Source organism: Methanobrevibacter sp. (assembly GCF_017427765.1).
Classification (GTDB): domain Archaea; phylum Methanobacteriota; class Methanobacteria; order Methanobacteriales; family Methanobacteriaceae; genus Methanocatella.
In genome coordinates this window covers 1-20,378 of record NZ_JAFRSC010000008.1, presented here as the reverse complement: position 1 = coordinate 20,378, position 20,378 = coordinate 1, and the positions used below count along the sequence as shown (strand labels likewise).

Below are 20,378 nucleotides of genomic sequence, written 5' to 3'. Positions count from 1 at the left end.
GAATGAATTATACGTTGAGATAAAGATATAATAATTAGGTGTTAATATGACAAAACAATGCTTTTTTTGCAGCTATCCAAACAAAGACAGTGCCACACGGTGCATCAACTGCGGACTTGAACTGGTAAAGTACTGGGACAAGTCCGGTGACAGGCCAAAGCTTGTTGACATACGAAAGAAATGATTGGGTCATTAATTGAAGTGGGGTAAAGAATATTTCAAGGAGATTGACCTCTCCAGCTTAAAGAAGCTGGAGATTTTTAGATTAACCATTAATTCTTTTCATTGCTGTTTGTTGACAACTTCACGGATGGTGTGACAGTCACTGTCTTTTTTTAAAGCCAATTCGATTTGGAAGGTGATAATGTCATTTTGAATCTTGTCTTCCAGAATAACATCCTTAAATTCGCTGATTACATTATTAAACTGCAGTGATCTCCTCAGCAAATCTACTTTAATAAGTAGTAAAGAATTCTTTTCTTCATCACTTTGAGGAACAATTTTATCCAATGGAGGTAAGGCCATTTTTCTCATTTTAACTGCGAGCTCATCGTCTGAATTATCACATGTCCAGGCGCAATGCAATAGTGATAGAAATTCTGAGCCGTAATCCTTTTCTGCTTTGGATATCATGTAATGCCTGTAAAATCTTTTGGATAATTCAGATTTAAAATCATTGCCTTCACAGGTCAGATATTCGTCAGTCTTTAAAAGGTCTGCAGGCACTTCAAGCTCATTTTCAAGTTTGCTTGCCACGTATCCGCAATGAGGACATTCCTGAAGCCACGCAAACATGGTGCTTCTCTGCATTTCAGCAGTCTCAAGTCAAGATCGGGGTAGTCACAAGTGTTTGTACTTGTCATAACTGGCTGTAGGCTTGTTTGGCCACAGACAGAACATTTCTTTTCAATTTTTCTAATGATGGTCATAGATTACAAATAGATTCAGGTTATATTTAACATTTTGCATTATATGTTTTATTAGAAACTATTCTTCCTCTTGAGATTCATAATTGCTTTTCTCTTTTTTCAGCTCTTTGAGTTTATTTTCCAGCTCTTCGATTTTTTCATCATGTTCATCAATAATATTTTCAAGTTCCCTGATTTTCAGCTCTTCGTAACTTATTTCTTTAGGGTTGCTTTCCTTATGGGTTTCCTTAATAATCATTTTAAATAATATTATTCCAATAACTGATGCAAACAGCACTAATGGATATATATGTGCAACATAAGGGATAGATATTCTCTCAGGTGTTAATACGAGAATTAACAGCATGTCAAATCCAGTATATAAAACCATCAAAAGAATTACAGGTATTGTTCTTGGGAATTTTTTGCCGTTCCATAAATATATTAAACTTCCGACGACTCCGCTGATGACTGTCGAAATGCTGCATGGGGTTGCGGTAGGGCCTCCCTGTAAAAATCTATAGACTCCTGATATTATTGCTGAAGGAATTCCTACATATGGTCCTCCAAACAAACCGCCGATCATAATTATCAGGTTTCTGACGTTTGCAGGAGTGTCCATGATATATACATGGTAATGTGTGGCGAGAATTCCTAAAATTGTAAATACACAAAAACAAATGAAAATATTTTTTTTAGTAATTTTACCCTTTATCATTTCTTTAAATGGTCTTGTTCTGGTTGCAATAATTGTGAAAATCAGAATGACTGATAAAACTTTGAACATGTCCAAAAATGGAGCTATTATTGGTTTGGAATGTGTACTTTCGTTAAAGTATGAAAGCAGTATACTGAAAATTCCAAGAATGACGAGATATCCTATTTCATAAATTGCGCTGTCGCCCAATTTCCTAAACTGAGGCAGTCTTGTAGAAATAAAACCAAGAATTATAATTCCGGATATGATTGTAAAGATGGAATTGACGGTTTCAAATTCTATTTGAATAGGGTGTGGATTGAATATCAGATATTTGATTAGATAGCCAAATAAGATTAAGTTTGCAAATATTAGCAATAGGAAAATGATGTTAATTTTCACATTGTCATGTTTGGCAATTATCTTATCTTTTTTTAGCATTTTTTTCACATTATTTTTTTTGGTATGTATAATTTATTTTTTTAAGTTATATTAATCTTTTAGGTAATGAAAATCTATTTATAGGATGGATTGTAATTAATTTAAAGTGATACTATGGCAAGAAAATCCTTCAATGAAAAGTTAAACGATTCAAAAGACATGCCTAAGATTATTGAAATTGCAGATGAAAAGTCAATAAAAAGATATGGTGGCTCTCAGATGCTGATAGCTCCTCCATTGGAGTATAATGGCATCATGGCTCAAATTCCTGAAGGTAAGGTAATTACTGTCAGTGAAATTAGACAGTTTCTAGCTCAAAAATACGATGCCGAGTTTACCTGTCCGATGACAGCAGGAATATTCATTTCCCTTTCAGCTCAGGCTAGCTGTGAAAGGGATGATGAGAGAATTCCCTTTTGGAGAACTCTTAAAAAGGATGGTGAATTGAATCCGAAATATCCCGGCGGTATCGGATATCAAAAAGAGAAATTGGCTTGTGAAGGCCATACTTTTGTAACTAAGGGGAGAAAAAATATCAGATATTTCGTTGAAAACTATGAAAATTTATTATATGATTTAAAATAAAATAGTAATTAATGAAAAATCTTGAAAAAACATTAAAGTCTGTGGCTGAAAATCCAAAATATATTTTTAAACTCACCGTTCAGGGAGTTATGGTTGGTATATTTGCAGGACTGATGGTCTGTTTATACAGATTTCTGCTATATGGCTCAGAACATGTTTTAAGAGATTATTTGACTGTTATTAAAGGGAATTTCCTTTATATTATTCTGTTTTTTATAGCCTTGGCTGTTATGGGTTTTTTAATAGACTTTTTAACCAAATGGGAAGTTGACTCTGCCGGGAGCGGAATACCTCAGGTATATGCCGAGGTTAAAGGGCACATGGAAGCCAATTGGGCTAAAGTTTTATTTTCAAAAATCGTTGCCGGAGTTCTAACAGCTTTGGGCGGTTTATCATTAGGTCCTGAAGGTCCTTCAGTTCAGATTGGTGGTATGGCAGGAAAAGGTATTGCAAAACTTTTCAAAGGATCCAAAACCGATGAGCTGAGACTGATTCTGGTGGGCTCAGCAGTAGGTATAACTGCAGCATTCAATGCACCGTTGGCAGGAGTAATATTTGTTTTTGAAGAAATAAACCATGGATTTGACAAAACATTGGTTTTCATTGCACTGGTATCTGCAATCGTGTCTGATTTCATATCAAAGGTCATATTCGGCCAGTCCACAATATTGAATTTCCCTGTTTTGAATATTCCCCTTGAATCATACTGGATTTTAATTGTTCTGGGAATATTTATCGGTATTTTAGGATATGTCTACAATATAGGTATGATAAAATCATCTGATTTTGTCTCAAAGCTTAAAATGCCTTCATGGCTTAAATTCGTATTGGTTTTCATGGTATCAGGTGTTGTGGCATTAACCATTCCTGAAATCAGTGACGGAGGACACTTCATGATGGACATGCTGGATGTAGCTATTCCGTCTTTGGGCGTATTGGTGCTATTGCTGGTTTTAAAGTATCTCTTTTCAATGTTTTCATTCTCATCAGGAGCTCCGGGAGGCATATTCCTTCCTATTTTAGTTCTTGGAGCATATATCGGCGCAGTATTTGGAAGCGTTTTTGTTCCTGCATTGGGCCTTGAGCAGGCTCTGATTTATAAGTTTATAATAATTTCAATGGCGGGATTTTTTGCAGCAACTGTCAGGTCACCTATTACAGGTGTAGTGTTGCTTGCTGAGATGTCAGGTTCAACTGAATCCCTTGTGGCAATGATTATAGTGTCATTAATAGCTTATGTGGTGCCTACACTTTTAGGAAACGAACCGATTTATGAATCATTATACGACAGATTGCTTTTAACCAAAAACAGGGAATATGTTAAAAAGCCTTCAAAGCATGTTTTAAGTGAATATGTTGTACCTCTAGACTGCAATTACATTAATTTCAAAATAAAGGATATTCCATTTCCAAAAAATGCTATTGTCGTATCAGTAATCAGAAACGGCAAATATATCATTCCGACTGAAGACTTTAACATCCAGTATTCAGACCAGATCAATATTTTAACCGATGTTAATGATTATCCCTTTGTCAGACAGGAAATCGAAGATCTATTTGGTGGTTAAATGAGCATTATTTTCAAAAGACATTCAGTGCGTAAATTTAGAGATGAAAAGGTAAGTGATGAGATGATAGAAAATTTACTTAAAGCGGGCATGCAGGCGCCTTCTTCCTGCAATGCACAGCCGTGGGAATTTATTGTTGTCTCCAGTGGTGAAGATAAGAAAGCTATTTCTCAAATGCACAAATTCGCAAAACCAGCAGCAGGTGCATCTCATCTTATAGTGACATTGGGAAATCTGAATCGTGCAAAGGTTATAGGGATGATTGAGCAGGACCTTGGAGCATGCAATGAAAATATTCTTCTTCAGGCAACTCATGAAGGTCTCGGTGCAGTGTGGATGGGCTTTCACCCGATTGAGGACAGAACACTAAAGCTAAAGGAGTATCTTGAAATTCCGGATTATTGCATTCCGTTTTCTGTGATATGTGTCGGATATCCTGCACAGGAAAGTGAAATCAAGCTTAGATATGATGAGTCTAAAGTTCATTTTGACAGATTCTGATGGGTGATTATAAATGGGGATTATTGATAGAATTTTTAAACCGAAATACAAACATAAAGATCCGAAAGTAAGGCTTCAGGCCGTAAAAAAGTTAGATGATCAGAATATTTTGTCCGATATTGCCATCAACGATTTGGATGGTGAAGTACGTTTGCAGGCAGTAAAGCGAATTAGAAATGATAAGACTTTAGAAGAGATTGTTAAAAGCACTTCTGATATTGATGTGCGCTTTGCAGCTATTGAGCGAATTACAGATAATGATGCTTTAGCCAGAATTGCAAAAAGCAATGATTCTGATGGGGATGTATCTCAAAAAGCAGTAAACAACATTACCAACGAATTGATGCTTGCTGAATTTTCAATAACTGATGAATTATCCGCAGACAGACTTAAAGATGTCGAAACAACCGGTGATTTGGTCTTGTTGAGTGATGTTGCAAGAAATGATGACAATGCAAGAATCCGTCTGGAATCCGTAAAGGGAATAACCGATAATGAGGTATTGTCTGAAATTGTTAAAAATGATGAAAATGCAGCTGTTCGTCTGGAAGCCGTTTATGGTTTAAGTGATGAGGATGTTTTGGCTTATGTTGCAAAAGCAGACACAAATGAAAAGGTAAGATTTGAAGCCCTGAAAAAAGTAAATAATATTAAGTTTATTGAAGACATTGGAAAAAATGCAAATGATTATATGATTCGTCTTAAAGCGGTTGAAAAAATCTCAGATGAATCTGTTTTAAAGAGTATTGTAGAAAATGACGAAGACTCATGGGTGCGCCTTGAAGCTGTTAAAAAAGTCACAGATGAAACATTTCTGGCAGATATTGCAAAAACAGACGACGATACATTTGTGCGTGAAGAGGCACTTATGAGGGTAAGCGATGAAAATCTCCTGGCTGAAATCGCTAAAGACGGTGAAGATGAATATGTTCGCATGGAGGCTGTAAAACGTGTCAGCGATAAGAATCTGCTTGAGGACATTGCATTGCTCTCCATTGATTCATGGGTCCGTGTTGAAGCAGCAAAAGCAGTTGAAAATGAAAGCGTTTTAGTAGATATTGTTAATAACGATAGAGACGCATGGGTTCGCCGTGAAGCCTTAAAAGGCATCAAAAATGAAATTATAATTGAGGATGTTGCACGCCAGGATAAGAATTATTTTGTACGGTGGGACGCTGTAAAACGTATTGATGATGAAATAATTCTATCGGAAATTGCAAAAAACGATGAAAACTTCAATGTTCGCTTTGAAGCCGAAGAAAGAATCAACCGTGAAGATCTGCTGATGGACATCGCACAGGATTCAGACGATTCCTGGATAAGGGAAGGTGCTGTTGGCGGTGTCACTAACAATGCAGTTTTGGAGGATATTCTTCTATATGACAGGGACCCTTGGGTTCGCCTTGAAGCTCTCAAAAACATAGATGATGACAAACTATTGGAAACTGCCGCTGTTGAAGATAAAAATTATTATGTACGTCTTGAAGCAGTTAAAAGGATTGATAATGAGGAATTATTGAAAGACATTGCAAAAAACGATTCTCATCCTTGGGTTCGCCACCAGGCTGCAAGCAGAATAGGGGATAGTAACGTTCGAAGTGACATCGAAGCGCAACTGGATGAAATTGACATTGAACAAGCCCGTCAAAACGAATTATACAGAAAGATAACCGACAATACTCTCTCGGAATTTGAACGTTCAATCTACGTTGACGATATTGTTGATGAAAAGCTTTTAAGAATGCTTGCATATGACAAGGATTTATATGAACTAAGAGTAAAAGTAATTGAAAAAATACATAATGAGGAATTTTTACAAAAGCTCTATCGTGACACTCCAGAAGGACATGTCAGAAGAGCGATTGTAGACAATATAACTGATAAGGAATTTTTACGCTTCATTTACAATAATGATATGGACATTGGTATTGTCAATCAGGCATTCACATTACTCGGTGATGATTTCTAAAAAATGCATTTTGGCACTGAAAAGTTTCAATTGGATTAAAAAAGACAGTTTTTGATATAAATTTTATATATTGAATTAAATATATTATTAATATCTAAATTCGGAAATGAGAATCATGATTAGCAAGCAGTTAAGGGAATTTGAACTATTGAATACTACCACCCAAAGTATTTATGAATTGGATGAACTGGACGTTCTGATAATTCTCGAAAACGGATCTAATTTAACTAGCTGGCGCGAAGTACAAGACAAAGAAGAAATCATCTACGTCAGTGAAGACTTATTCGGTAAAACAGACATCGCCGGAAGATATGAAGGTCTGACAAATCTCAGAGCTATCGTTGCAGGAGGATTTGGTGATGTTGAAAACATGGAGAAGATGTTTTGCGGATGCGAATCATTAGTGGACATATCTTCCCTAAGCAAATGGGATGTCAGTAATGTTTATAATATGAGTTCCATGTTTTATGGATGTGAATCATTATCAGACATTTCCGCATTGCAATCATGGGACGTTAGCAATGTCGCTTATATGAATATGATGTTTTGCGGCTGTGGCCTCATTGAGGATTTATCTGACCTTTCTGATTGGAATGTTTCTAATGTCCGGGACATTTCTGAAATGTTTTGGGGTTGCGCTTCACTTGAAGACATTTCCGGACTGTCTAAATGGGATGTAAGCAGTGTAAAGGACATGCACTATATTTTTTCAGACTGTATTAACCTAAAAAATGTTTCAGCTCTAAAAAAATGGGATGTCGGAAATGTAGGGGATATGGGATGCATATTCGATTTCTGTTCTTCTCTTGAAAACATATCAGGGCTCTCAAACTGGGACTTGTCAAACGTATTCAATATTACTGCAATGTTTAGAGGATGTGAGTCCTTAAAAAACATTTCACCATTGAAAAAATGGGACCTGTCAAAAATGACTCATAATTCAGGATTATTGTCATTTTTTGCTGACTGCAGCTCACTTTCGGATATTTCTCCTTTAAAATCATGGAATCTGTCAAACATATCAAGAATCGACAGCCTTTTTGAAGGATGTAGTTCTCTTGTAAATGTATCCGCTTTGAAAAATTGGGATGTTTCCAACGTCAAATCAATGACTGAGCTTTTTAACGGCTGTGAGTCATTGGAAAATATTTCAGCATTGGAAAACTGGGACGTAAGCAATGTGGAAAAAATGGATGGAATCTTTGGAAGCTGTGAGGCATTGTCTGATATTTCAGCTATAGCGAATTGGGATGTCGGTAAAGTGTCTTCTTTGGAGTTTTCATTCGGCAGATGTCTGAATCTGGATTCGTTATCAGCCCTGAAAAAGTGGAATGTAAAAAACGTTTCAAACATGGCGTCTTTGTTTGAAGGATGCTGCTTAATTACCAGCATAAACGATTTGAAGGACTGGAAAATTGAAAATGCGGAAAACATTAACTGCATGTTTAAGGACTGCAAAGCCCTTGAAAGTCTAAATGAACTTAATGTATGGGTTTTCATTAAAGTGGAGCAGGACGAAAACGTCTTTGAAAACTGCGAAGCTTTAGCTGAATATCCAATGTGGTACCGCAATGGTCATGTAACTGCAGGAAACCTTTATCTGCACGAATTCGACAGACTGAACAAAACAACTGAAAGCATTAATAATTTAGGCGATTTTAAGGTATTAATCATTCTAAAAGATGGAACTAACCTGACCAGCTGGGATGATGTGAAAAACAGGCAGGATGTAATATATGTAAGTGAAGATTTATCTGACACTGTTGATTTAAGCGAAAAATACGCCGGTCTGACTTCCCTTAAAGCTATTATTCTATCCGGAGCAAACCAGATAGAAAACATGAATGGAATGTTTTCTAAATGCCATTCTCTTGTTGAAATTTCCACATTAAAATCCATGGATGTGTCAAATGTTTCCAAAATGAAATTCACATTCCATGAATGCAAATCCATAAAGGATTTAAATGTCATGAAAGACTGGGATGTATCTAATGTAGATGATATGGCCGGGATGTTTTTTGGCTGCGAGTCATTGGTTGATATCTCTCCTTTGGATAACTGGAATGTGGGCAATGTAAAATCTCTAAGGGGAATGTTCTGGAACTGCAGTTCTCTTGTTGGAGCATTCTTGCATAACTGGAATGTTTCCAATGTGGAAAATATGAATGCAATGTTTTTGGGATGCGTATCTTTGGTTGATATAGCTTCCCTGAAAAATTGGAATATTGCCAACGTTACTGTTTTGGCAGGAATGTTTGAAAAATGCATCAGCCTAATCGATGCTTCCTATCTGAGTTCATGGGATGTGTCAGGCGTAAAGCATATGGAATATATATTTAAGGATTGTGACTCTCTAAATTATCCGCCAAGCTGGTATGCATAACTTATTTTTCAATTATTTTTTCATATTAAACATAGTACAAATTTGAATTCATTTAGACAATTTTAAATAATACAAAATATAAATTTTTAACCAGTAACTTAAAAGTTATAAGTTAGAATTATATATGAGGTTAAACTATGGTAAGTGTAAACATAGAAGCTAAAAAAACCGTAGATGTAATGATTGAAAAAGCAGATGAATTAAACATCGCTGTAGAAACTTTAGAAAATGGTGCTACTGTTTTAGATTGTGGTGTAAACGTAGATGGAAGTTTTAAAGCAGGAGAACTTTATACTAAAGTTTGTCTTGGTGGGCTTGCTGATGTGGGAATTTCCATTCCTGGAGATTTATCTGAAAAATTCGCACTTCCTTCAGTAAAGATTAAAACTGATTCACCTTCTATTTCAACATTAGGTTCTCAAAAAGCAGGTTGGTCTGTATCTGTAGGCGACTTCTTTGCATTAGGTTCAGGACCTGCTAGAGCTATTGCTTTAAAACCAGCTGAAACTTATGAAGAAATTGATTATAAAGACACTGAAGCTGATTTGGCAATTTTAACATTGGAAGCTGATGTATTGCCTGGCGAAGATGTAGCTCAATACATTGCTGATGAATGTGACGTTGATGTTGAAAACGTATACTTACTTGTAGCTCCTACTTCATCCCTTGTCGGATCTATTCAAATTTCCGGAAGGGTTGTTGAAAACGGAACCTACAAAATGTTAGAATTCATTAAATTTGACGTAACCAAAGTTAAACATGCTGCAGGTATTGCACCTATCGCACCTGTTGACCCGGATGGCCTTAAAGCTATGGGTAAAACCAACGATGCAGTATTATTCGGTGGAAGAACCTACTACTATGTAGAATCTGAAGAAGACGATGACATCGCTAATGTAGCAGCTCAATTACCATCTTCAGCTGCTGACGGATACGGTAAACCATTCTTCGATGTATTTAAAGAAGCAGGATTTGACTTCTACCAAATCGACAAAGGAATGTTTGCTCCTGCAGAAGTAGTAATCAATGATTTAACTACTGGTAAAATTTACAAAGAAGGATTTGTAAACGCAGAGTTACTTAAAAAATCCTTTGGTGTAGATGAATAGATTTTAATCTATTCCTTTTCTTTTCTTTTTTTATAAAATTATTTTTTTTGCTTATATTTTCAAAAACATTAATATACTAAGATTTTTAAAAATATTCACTTACTCAATTGAGTGTATTAATTAACATGGTGATAATATGGAAATTATGGAAATTATTAAGGAAGCTATTGTATTTCCTTCAAATGATCTGGCAAAACTTGCAATCTATATCGTATTGACAGTTGTTGCTATATTTGTGGCAGGTATTGGTATGGCATTTATGTCCTTGGGATTTGCCAGGGAATTTTTATGGCTTATTTTGGGTATAATTTTATTCATTGTCGGTTTGGCTGTAGGATTTATCGTTATGGGCTATCATGTTACTGTTATTAAGTCCGGAATTGATCATGCTGAAAGCGCACCGGAATTTGATTGGAAAGGAAACCTAATAACCGGTATCAAATATTTGGTTTTAAATATTGTTTACTTCATTATTCCGACAATAATAGTCTTAATTGTTGGATGGGCTACTAACGTATTCGGTATGGCTCTAAATATGGTTAACAGAATGATGATTGCTTCAGCCAGTGCTCCAGCAAACACCACTGTAATTGTTACTGATGTTGTTCCACGGTCATTAATTGTTAGTTTCGGAACTGCTTTGATGTTTACATGTATTATTGCATTTGTACTGTTTGTAATCTTTTCTATTATCCAAACTATGGGTCAGTCAAGACTTGCAAATACTGACAGCCTTGGCGATTCATTAAACATCATTGAAGCGTTTAAGGATATCGGAAGAATAGGTTATGGAAAAGTTATTGCAGTTATACTTTTGGTATTCATAATTATTGTGGTTATCAATTTGGTTTTGTCAGGATTGAATAATTTTATTAATGGAATCAGTATTCTTTCCATTATAATATCTCCATACTTGGCTTTCTTCGCTGCAAGGGCAACCGGATTGTTATATTCAGATGTAGCTTAAATGAAGCTATATTTTTTTTCTTTTTTTATCATTTTTCAAAAATTTTTAACAAACTTTTTATTGAATAATATTAAATATATAAATATTGGAGATGTATATTATGACTGATTTGAAAGGTACAAAAACTGAAGCAAACTTACAAGCAGCTTTTGCTGGTGAGTCCCAGGCACATACTAAATACCAATACTTTGCTGCAAAAGCAAAAGAAGAAGGCTATGTTCAAATCCATGATATTTTCATGGAAACTTCCAAAAACGAAAGAGAACACGCTAAAATCTGGTTTAAACTTTTACACGATGAGGATATTCCAGACACAATAGCTAACCTTAATGCAGCAGCAGACGGTGAAAACGAAGAATGGACTTCAATGTATAAGGAATTCGCAGAAACCGCTAAAGAAGAAGGTTTCCCAATGATTGCATTCCTGTTTGAAAAAGTGGGTGCAATCGAAAAAGAACACGAAGAAAGATACAGAACATTACTTGCAAATGTTGAAAATGATGCTGTATTTAACAAAGAAGCAGACATTGAATGGAAATGTGAAAACTGCGGATTTGTATTCTCAGGTCCTAACGCACCTGAAAAATGTCCTGTATGCGGACTTCCAAAAGCACACTTCGAAGAAAGAGCTACTAACTTTAAATAAGCTCTATTTTTCTTTTCTTTTTTTTTTACAGTTACTGACTATTCACCAAATATTTAAATATCATATTAATTCAATTTAACTTTAGAGGTTGATATTATGGCTGATTTAAAAGGCACAAAAACAGAAGAAAACTTAAAAGCAGCACTTGCTGGCGAATCCCAAGCTCGTGTAAAATATGAATTCTACGCATCTCAGGCTAAAAAAGATGGTTATGTGGAAATTAAGGATATTTTCCAGGAATCATCAGACAATGAAAAAGAACATGCAAAAATTTGGTTCAAACTTTTAAATGGTGGTAAAGTACCTGACACATTAACCAATCTTGCAGACGCTGCAGCAGGTGAACATGAAGAATGGACTTCAATGTACAAAGAATTTGCTGAAACTGCACGTGAAGAAGGTTTCGATGATATTGCAGAATTATTCGATGCTGCTGGTGCTACTGAAAAAGCACACGAAGACAGATATAATGCATTGACTGACAAAATCAATGCTGGAAAAGTCTTTAAGAAAGATGAAGAAATTGCATGGAAATGCAATAACTGCGGTTACATCCACTATGGAACAGACGCTCCTGAAGTATGTCCATTATGTGACCACCCGCAAGCACATTTCAGAAAAAAAGATGAAAGTTATATCTAAATTCTTTTTTTCATTTTCTTTTTTTGATAATTTTTATTAGTATCAACTTACTAACTATATAGTAAGTGGTACTATGATTGAAAATAATATTTGTCTTTTAACTGATAGTTATAAGGTAACTCATCACTATTTCTATCCAAAAGGCACTGAAAAAATTTATTCTTATTTGGAGAGTAGAGTTGGTGCTGAGTTTAACAAAACTATTTTTTATGGGCTACAATACATAATTAAAAAGTATCTCGAAGGCCAAGTAGTGACTGAAGAAAAAATAAACCAGGCTGATGATTTAATAGCCAATCACATCGGCGAAGGGATATTCAACAGAGAAGGATGGGAGTATATTTTAGATGAACACGACGGAAAACTCCCTATTGAAATAAAAGCAGTTGCTGAAGGAACTCCCGTTGATGTAAGTAACGTTTTAATGACTGTTGAAAATACAGATGACAAATCATATTGGCTTCCAAATTATCTGGAGTCTTTACTTTTACAGGTCTGGTATCCGTCAACAGTTGCAACATTGTCTGCTGAGGTAAGAAAACTTGCCAATTTTTATCTGGAAGTGACAGGATCTCAAAAGGACAATCTTGACTTTATGCTGCATGATTTCGGATATCGAGGAGCATCTTCAACAGAATCATCAATGCTTTCAGGTTCTGCACATCTGCTTAGTTTTTCAGGAACCGATACAATTCCTGCATTAACAATTCCTGAAAACTACTACAATGACTCACAGTTATACGGTTTTTCAGTTCAGGCAACAGAACACAGCGTAATGACATCCTTAGGACCTGAAGGTGAACTCGAACAAATATTGAATGTTATTGAAAAGGCTAAAGAAGGCATTTTATCTATAGTCATTGATTCATATGATTACAGAAACTTTTTAATTGAAGCCGGAAGGTCCGGTGGTGAGCTTAATGAAGCTATCCTGAACTTTTTGGATGGTGAGACAAATAAGATTGTATTCAGACCTGACAGCGGAGAACCTGTATCCACAACAATAGACTGTTTGAATCTGCTTTCAGACGGTTTCGGTTCTCATTTAACTGATGAAGGGTATAAGGTTTTTGACTTGAATATCGGTCTTTTGTGGGGAGACGGTCTAAACTATCAAAAGATTCGTGACATTTTATTTGCAATGAAATCCAATGGATGGGCTGCCGAAAACATTATCTTCGGTATGGGTGGCGGACTCCACACCGCAGTCAACAGGGACACCCAAAGAAACGCATTTAAATGTTCAGCACAGCTTCGTGATGGAAAATGGCATGACATATTCAAAAATCCCCTTGACCCAAGTAAAAAATCCAAAACTGGACGATTCAAACTGGTCACTCAGGACAATTCATTTAAAACAGTTTCAATTGAAGAAGATGGTGAAGACTATCTTAGGACAGTATTCAGAAATGGTGAACTTTTAGTTGATGATAAATTCAGTGATATTAAAACAAGAGCTTTAAACTATTCAAATTTCTTATAGGTGATAATATGTGCACTGCAAGCAATTATATTACAGACAAACACTATTTCGGACGTAATTTTGACTATGAAATTTCATACAATGAAAGGGTGACAATCACTCCGAGAAACTATGAATTCAAATTCAGAAAAATTGATGATATGAAAACCCATTATGCAATGATAGGAATTGCAGCAGGTATTGATTCATACCCTCTTTATTATGATGCATGCAATGAAAAAGGATTGGCAATGGCCGGCCTTAACTTTGCAGGAAATGCAGTCTATAATGAAGTAAATGAAGACATGATTAATATTACTCCTTTTGAGTTTATCCCATATATACTGGGCGTTGCATCCAGCGTAAGTGAGGCAAGAAAACTGCTTGAGCAAATCAATCTTGTAAACATTAACTTTGCTGATGAGCTGCCGTTATCACCTCTTCACTGGATGATGTCAGATAATTCAGGTGAAGCTATTGTAATTGAGCCATTGGCTGGCGGACTTAAAATATACGATAATCCTGTTGGAGTTTTGACAAACAATCCTCCTTTTGACAAACAGCTGTTCTATCTCAACAATTACAGAAACCTGTCCAATAAAAATCCTGAAAACACATTTGGAGCAGATATTGATTTGGATGAATATTCAAGAGGAATGGGTGGTATAGGCCTTCCGGGCGACTTGTCATCAGCTTCAAGATTTGCAAAGGTTGCATTCACACGTGCAAACTCATTCAGCGGCTCTGATGAGTCAAGCAGTGTCGGTCAGTTTTTCCATATATTAAAATCAGTAGAACAGCAGAACGGATGCACATTTATTGATGATCCTGACCTGTATGAGTATACCATTTATACATCATGCTATAATACTCAGGACGGCGTCTTATATTATAATACATATAATAATTTTCAGATTTCTGCAGTCACTTTGTCTAATGAGGATTTGGATTCAACAGATTTGATTAATTATCTCTTGGTTAATGATGAACAGATTAAGTTCATCAATTAATTCTTTTTTTCTTATTTTTTCTAATATTATAATATTGATAATATTTTTTGAATAGTTTTTATTTTTACCAACTAAATTTTGTTTAATAAATCTGTTTTAATATTGCTTTTTGTTTGTAAAAAACTAAATAATTTACTTTTATTTTAATAAATTTTTGTAATAATATTGGTGAATTGGTAATGTTTATATATTTTCAATAATATAAATAATAAAGAATAATCTTATATTTGCCGTAAGGTTATTTATTTTCTTTAATTGACTGGACCAGGGGGTGAAAACGCAAAATGAAAGGCAAAAAGTTAATCGTGATAATGGCTATAGTTATTCTTATATTTACTATTCAGGCGTCATGCGCGCTTGAATCTGATAATGACTTTAATTTAACGCAAACAAATCATGTTAATACTGTTAATGTTCAAATTGATGATGTAGAAAATGAACTCTCAGTTAGTTCAGATAATATTACTGATAGTGTTAGCGTAAGCTCTAAAAGTAATGTTTTAGGTGTTTCCAATGAGGATGATATTTTAGGTAGGGATTGGACTCCATCTACTAATACTATGAGCGCGTTGAGAAGTCTACTCATTAATACAAATCTAAAGCCGGGAGATAATGTTTTCCTAAATGGTTGGACATATTCTGGTGATTTTGTTTACTTTACTGTATGTCAGGGTATTAATATTTATGGAGGTAGCTCTACTACTGATACTGCAAAGGCTACACTTGACTTTTCTGGAATTATAACTCATCCTACTAAGACTAGAATTACATTTGGTACTAATACTAAAATTACTGGAGTTAATTTTGCAAATCATTATTTTGAGTCTCCTGTAACTACTGGGAGTCCACCTGGAAGGGGGCATTTGATTACTTGTAATGGAGCTGTTTCATTTTATAATTGTACTTTTGAAAACAACACTGTTTATCAGAAGTCATGTATTATACAATATGATGGTAGTGGAAGCGGAGCTATTATTGACAATTGCGAATTCTACAATAATACTGCTTCACTTATAGTAAATATTGCAAACACAAACACTAATTTCAAAGCTAATAATAATTTATTCAAAAACAATAAGGGAACTATTAGTCTTGACCCAAAAGCTAATACAAATTCTTTAGGATTATGTTTTAAAGTTCAGTCTGAGGGTGCTGTTTTTGACAATAATACATTTATCAATAACACAAATGCAGTACACGGTGCAGCTTATTGTGTAAATGCCGAAAATGTTATTATATCCAACAATCACATTGAAAATAACTCCGCATCATATGGTGCAGGTATTGAATGTCACAAGGGTACAATGAAAGTTTATAACACAACTTTCATAGGCAATCAAGCTTATGGACCTAATGTCATGAACCCTGCTAGAAGTGGGGGTGGTGGTGCTATTGCTTTTATTGGACCAAATAACTACATTGAAAATTGTACATTCATCAATAACAGTGCTGAAAAATTTGGTGGAGCGATGGATATTCATACAGTTGGTACGGAAAGGGCTGATAACACTGTAGTTGTAGACTCTAGATTTGAAAATAACTTTGCTGAAAGTGACTACGGTGGAGCTATATTTATTCAAGGTGACTTTGCAAACATTACAAACTGCAACCTTACGAATAATTTCGCACCTATTGGAGGAGCAATACAAATTGTAGGTTCCAATGCGAGCATCTTTGATTCAAAATTCGTTGAAAATGGTGCTATTCAAGGTGGTGCTGTTTATATTGATGGTAATGCTGCAACTGTATGCAATTCAACATTTGCAAATAACACTGCAACTCATAATTTGGGAAGTGGAATTGTTGATGATCCTTCTAAAGTTACTTCCGGTGGGGCTATGTTTATTCAAAGTAATGATGTATCCATTAAAGACACTTCATTTGAAAGTAATGTTGCTGAAGGTAATTATTCTGTAAATACTGGTTTGGGTGGAGGTTTATACCTCATAGGTCAAAATCCAAATTTTGACAATGTTAATTTCACACAAAACGATGCTACATTTGGTGCTGGTGTTTATATTGAGGGTAGAAATATCGACGCTTCAAACATAAACTTGTACAATAACACTGCTGTTCAAGGTGGTGCTGTTTATATTGATGGTAATGATATAACTCTTGATAAGATCACTGCAAAAGAAAACAAGGCTATTCAAGGTGGTGCTGTTTATATTCAAGGTCACAACACTGAGGTGGCTAATTCAACATTCGAGAACAACCTTGTTACTCGTGATATTGATTCAATTAAACCTGGTGCTGAAACCCTTTTGACTATGGGTGGCGCTATCTATATCGATGGTAATAATGTAGCAGTGGCAGGTAATAATACTTTCAGAAGAAATATTGCTTCAGGTTTTTATATTAATGGTGGTCTTGGTGGTGCTATTGCTGTAGAAGGTGATAATACTACAATTGATGATGGCCAATTTACTTTGAATGAAGCAGTTAGTGGTGGTGCTATATATATTGATGGTGCTAATGCTACTGTAAAGGATATGCACTTCACAACAAACAATGCTGTTCAAGGCGGTTCAATATTCATTAACGGTGCTAATACTAACATTACTGGTAATACATTCTATGATAATAATGCAACACATAATTTATCTTTTAATGCTAGTTCAGTAATTAGCTTACCTACTATAGGTGGTGCTATTTCTGTTAGTGGTGATTATTCTACTATAACTAATAATAACTTTACATATAATGCTGCTATAGGTGTTAATACTAATGATGGTCTTGGTGGTGCTATTGCTGTTGATGGTTATCACACAAATATTACTGATAATATATTTGATGATAATGAAGCTATCATGGGTGGTGCACTATATGTAACTGGTACTAATACCACTATTTACAATACTAACTTTACATATAATAGAGCTATTAAAGGTGGTGCAGCTTATATTAAGGGTATTAACACAACTGTTGAAAATTCACAATTCATGTACAATAATGCTACACATAACCTAACTTACAACTTAAATCCTATATTTGATAGTGTACCTACTGAAGGTGGTGCTATTGATATTGTAGGTAACAACACCTTATTGGATAATTTATTATTCTCTGAAAACAATGCTATTGGGGTTAATCCTGATGGTGGTCATGGAGGTGCAGTTGCAGTAAACGGTTACGATACAATAATTGTAGATGTCACTTTCGATGCAAATCAAGCTATCGAAGGTGGTGCAATATATGTTAATGGTACTTTAAATGCTCTTAACTATACAAATTTCACATCAAACAGTGCAATTCGCGGTGGAGCAGTGTTCATTACTGCATTCAATACTACAATTTTAGGTTGTGACTTTGACAACAATACAGCAACTCATGACTTAAGATTTGCAGTCAATGATGAATTGAATAAGCTTACATCCATTGGTGGAGGTATTGCAATTCAGGGAAATGACGTTAACATAATCAATTCCACTTTCACTAACAATGCTGCTGTCGGAATATATGAAGACGGTGGATTGGGTGGTGCAGTTGCTGTAAACGGTACAGACATTTGGATATATAATTCATTATTTGAAGATAATGAAGCTATCAAAGGTGGTGCTTTCTACCTTGAAGGCGGATCCACCGTAATTGAGGAATCCAATTTCACATACAATTATGCAATAAAAGGCGGATCAGGTTATATTGACGGGAAAAACAGTGTTATTAAAAATTCTCTCTTTGAAGACAATAACGCAACCCATGACTTGAAATTCAATCTATCAGATGCATTGAAGAATTCAGCCACTGCTGGTGGAGCGGTTTACATCATAGGTCGTGACGTTAACGTGACTTCAAGTAATTTCACACATAACTCTGCCAATGCTGAAAATCAAACAAGCAGCATAGGTGGTGGTGCATTTTACATTGAAGGAAACAAGGTTAACATTACAGATTCCAAGTTTGAAGAAAACACCGCTTTGAAAGGTGGTGCGGTATATGTCACAGGTAATGTAACCATGATATATGACAGTAATTTCACACGTAATTCCGTAACCAATTTCACAGTTATGGAAGGTTTCGGAGGAGCGGTATACTTGGAAAGTTCACATGACAGTGATTTCACTCGATGTAATTTCGAAAACAACTCAGCTTCCATAAACGGTGGTGCTATCGATTGGCATGAAGGTGCAACTGACGGTCAAATCTTGGATTGTACATTTACCAACAACACTGCAGGTGCTAATGGTGGTGCTGTGTTCTGGTTTGGTACTGGAGGTATCATAAAAGGTTCCAATTTCACAAACAATACAGCTAACGGAACTGTTGCTTGTATGATGGGCAACTCTGGAGACGGAGGAGCTATCATGTGGACAGGTTCAAATGGTGTAATAGATGATTGTGAATTTATAGACAATACATGTACTGACAATGGTGGTGCAATATACTTACGTGGTGTCCCAGGACGTGCAGATTGTAATAACAATTCATTTATAAACAGCCACTTTGAGAATAACTCTGCTGGTGTTAACGGTGGTGCAATCACATGGGAAAATGGTGCAACCAATGGTAAAATTGAAAACACTACATTTGAGAATAACACTGCAAAAGCTAATGGTGGTGCTGTGTTCTGGTATGGTACTAATGGTACTATTGAAGGATCTAACTTTACTAATAATTGTGCTTTAGGTACTGAAACTGGTACTTATGGTCGTTCTGGTGAAGGTGGTGCTGTTATTTGGACTGGTTCCAATGGTATTGTTGATGATTGTATCTTTGTGAATAATACTGCTGCCGCAAACGGTGGTGCTGTTTTTTTACGTAATTTGACTGCCAACGGTTGTGATAATACTACTTTCAGTAATTCTCACTTTGAGAATAATACTGCTGGTGTTAATGGTGGTGCTATCGATTGGCATGAAGGTGCTACTAATGGGGCTATTTTGAATTCTACATTTGAAAATAACTCTGCTTTAGCTAATGGTGGTGCTGTGTTCTGGTATGGTACTAATGGTACTATTGAAGGTTCCAATTTCACTAATAATCGTGCTTTAGGTACTGAAACTAGTACTTATGGTCGTTCTGGTGAAGGTGGTGCTGTTATTTGGACTGGTTCCAATGGTATTGTTGATGATTGTAACTTTATCAATAATTCTGCTAAAAATAACGGTGGTGCTGTTTATTTAGATTGTATAACTGCCGGTAACTGTGATAATACTACATTTAGTAATTCTCACTTTGAGAATAATACTGCTGGTGTTAATGGTGGTGCTATTGACTGGCATGAAGGTGCTACTAATGGGGCTATTTTGAATTCTACATTTGAAAATAACTCTGCTAAGGCTAATGGTGGTGCTGTGTTCTGGTATGGTACTAATGGTACTATTGAAGGTTCCAATTTCACTAATAATTGTGCTTTAGGTACTGAAACTGGTACTTATGGTCGTTCTGGTGAAGGTGGTGCTGTTATTTGGACTGGTTCCAATGGTATTGTTGATGATTGTAACTTCATAAACAACACTGCTTTCAATAATGGTGGTGCTGTTTATTTAG

Annotated in this window: 15 protein-coding genes; 13 read left to right on the top strand and 2 right to left on the bottom strand. The window is 35.5% G+C overall.

The features are described 5' to 3' along the window. Nucleotides 1-46: 46 nt before the first annotated feature. Nucleotides 47-184 carry a hypothetical protein gene (locus IJL02_RS01675; protein WP_292808359.1) on the top strand — a complete coding sequence of 46 codons (138 nt, stop codon included), beginning with the start codon at nt 47-49 and terminating at the stop codon, nt 182-184. A gap of 98 nt (nt 185-282) precedes the next feature. Here IJL02_RS01675 and IJL02_RS01670 read toward each other — a convergent pair whose 3' ends face one another. Further along, nucleotides 283-810, bottom strand: coding sequence for a hypothetical protein (locus IJL02_RS01670; RefSeq protein ID WP_292808357.1), 528 nt, complete (start codon nt 808-810; stop codon nt 283-285). A 177-nt stretch (nt 811-987) separates the two neighbouring features. Beyond that, nucleotides 988-2,046, bottom strand: a complete 1,059-nt coding sequence (locus tag IJL02_RS01665) for a LytS/YhcK type 5TM receptor domain-containing protein (protein WP_292808355.1) — start codon at nt 2,044-2,046, stop codon at nt 988-990. 114 nt (nt 2,047-2,160) lie between these two features. Between IJL02_RS01665 and IJL02_RS01660 the strand changes: the two genes are divergently transcribed. The 12 genes from IJL02_RS01660 to IJL02_RS01605 form a co-directional block, all read left to right on the top strand. Then, nucleotides 2,161-2,631: an MGMT family protein gene (locus IJL02_RS01660; protein ID WP_292808352.1), complete on the top strand. Its 471-nt coding sequence runs from the start codon at nt 2,161-2,163 to the stop codon at nt 2,629-2,631. An 11-nt stretch (nt 2,632-2,642) separates the two neighbouring features. Then, nucleotides 2,643-4,199, top strand: a complete 1,557-nt coding sequence (locus IJL02_RS01655) for a ClC family H(+)/Cl(-) exchange transporter (RefSeq protein ID WP_292808350.1) — start codon at nt 2,643-2,645, stop codon at nt 4,197-4,199. Continuing rightward, complete coding sequence (locus IJL02_RS01650) at nt 4,200-4,700, top strand: nitroreductase family protein (protein WP_292808348.1); 501 nt, start codon at nt 4,200-4,202, stop codon at nt 4,698-4,700. It abuts the gene before it with no gap. A gap of 13 nt (nt 4,701-4,713) precedes the next feature. Continuing rightward, a complete protein-coding gene (locus tag IJL02_RS01645; RefSeq protein WP_292808346.1) occupies nt 4,714-6,669 on the top strand; it encodes a HEAT repeat domain-containing protein in 1,956 nt (651 codons plus the stop codon). Between the two features lie 106 nt (nt 6,670-6,775). Then, the gene (locus IJL02_RS01640; protein ID WP_292808344.1) at nt 6,776-9,052 is read left to right on the top strand and encodes a BspA family leucine-rich repeat surface protein; all 2,277 of its coding nucleotides are present in this window, start codon (nt 6,776-6,778) and stop codon (nt 9,050-9,052) included. A 137-nt stretch (nt 9,053-9,189) separates the two neighbouring features. After that, nucleotides 9,190-10,161, top strand: a complete 972-nt coding sequence (gene mch / locus IJL02_RS01635; RefSeq protein WP_292808342.1) for a methenyltetrahydromethanopterin cyclohydrolase — start codon at nt 9,190-9,192, stop codon at nt 10,159-10,161. 136 nt (nt 10,162-10,297) lie between these two features. Beyond that, nucleotides 10,298-11,128, top strand: a complete 831-nt coding sequence (locus tag IJL02_RS01630) for a DUF4013 domain-containing protein (protein ID WP_292808340.1) — start codon at nt 10,298-10,300, stop codon at nt 11,126-11,128. Between the two features lie 100 nt (nt 11,129-11,228). After that, on the top strand, nt 11,229-11,774 hold the full coding sequence (rbr, locus tag IJL02_RS01625) for a rubrerythrin (protein WP_292808338.1): 546 nt from the start codon (nt 11,229-11,231) through the stop codon (nt 11,772-11,774). Between the two features lie 96 nt (nt 11,775-11,870). Then, nucleotides 11,871-12,416: a rubrerythrin gene (rbr, locus tag IJL02_RS01620; RefSeq protein WP_292808336.1), complete on the top strand. Its 546-nt coding sequence runs from the start codon at nt 11,871-11,873 to the stop codon at nt 12,414-12,416. Between the two features lie 73 nt (nt 12,417-12,489). After that, complete coding sequence (locus IJL02_RS01615) at nt 12,490-13,899, top strand: nicotinate phosphoribosyltransferase (protein WP_292808334.1); 1,410 nt, start codon at nt 12,490-12,492, stop codon at nt 13,897-13,899. A gap of 8 nt (nt 13,900-13,907) precedes the next feature. Further along, nucleotides 13,908-14,888 (top strand): choloylglycine hydrolase, encoded by a 981-nt coding sequence (gene bsh, locus IJL02_RS01610; RefSeq protein ID WP_292808332.1) that lies wholly within the window; start codon nt 13,908-13,910, stop codon nt 14,886-14,888. Between the two features lie 284 nt (nt 14,889-15,172). Next, the coding region (locus IJL02_RS01605) for a right-handed parallel beta-helix repeat-containing protein (RefSeq protein ID WP_292808330.1) at nt 15,173-20,378 on the top strand (5,206 nt) is incomplete at its 3' end.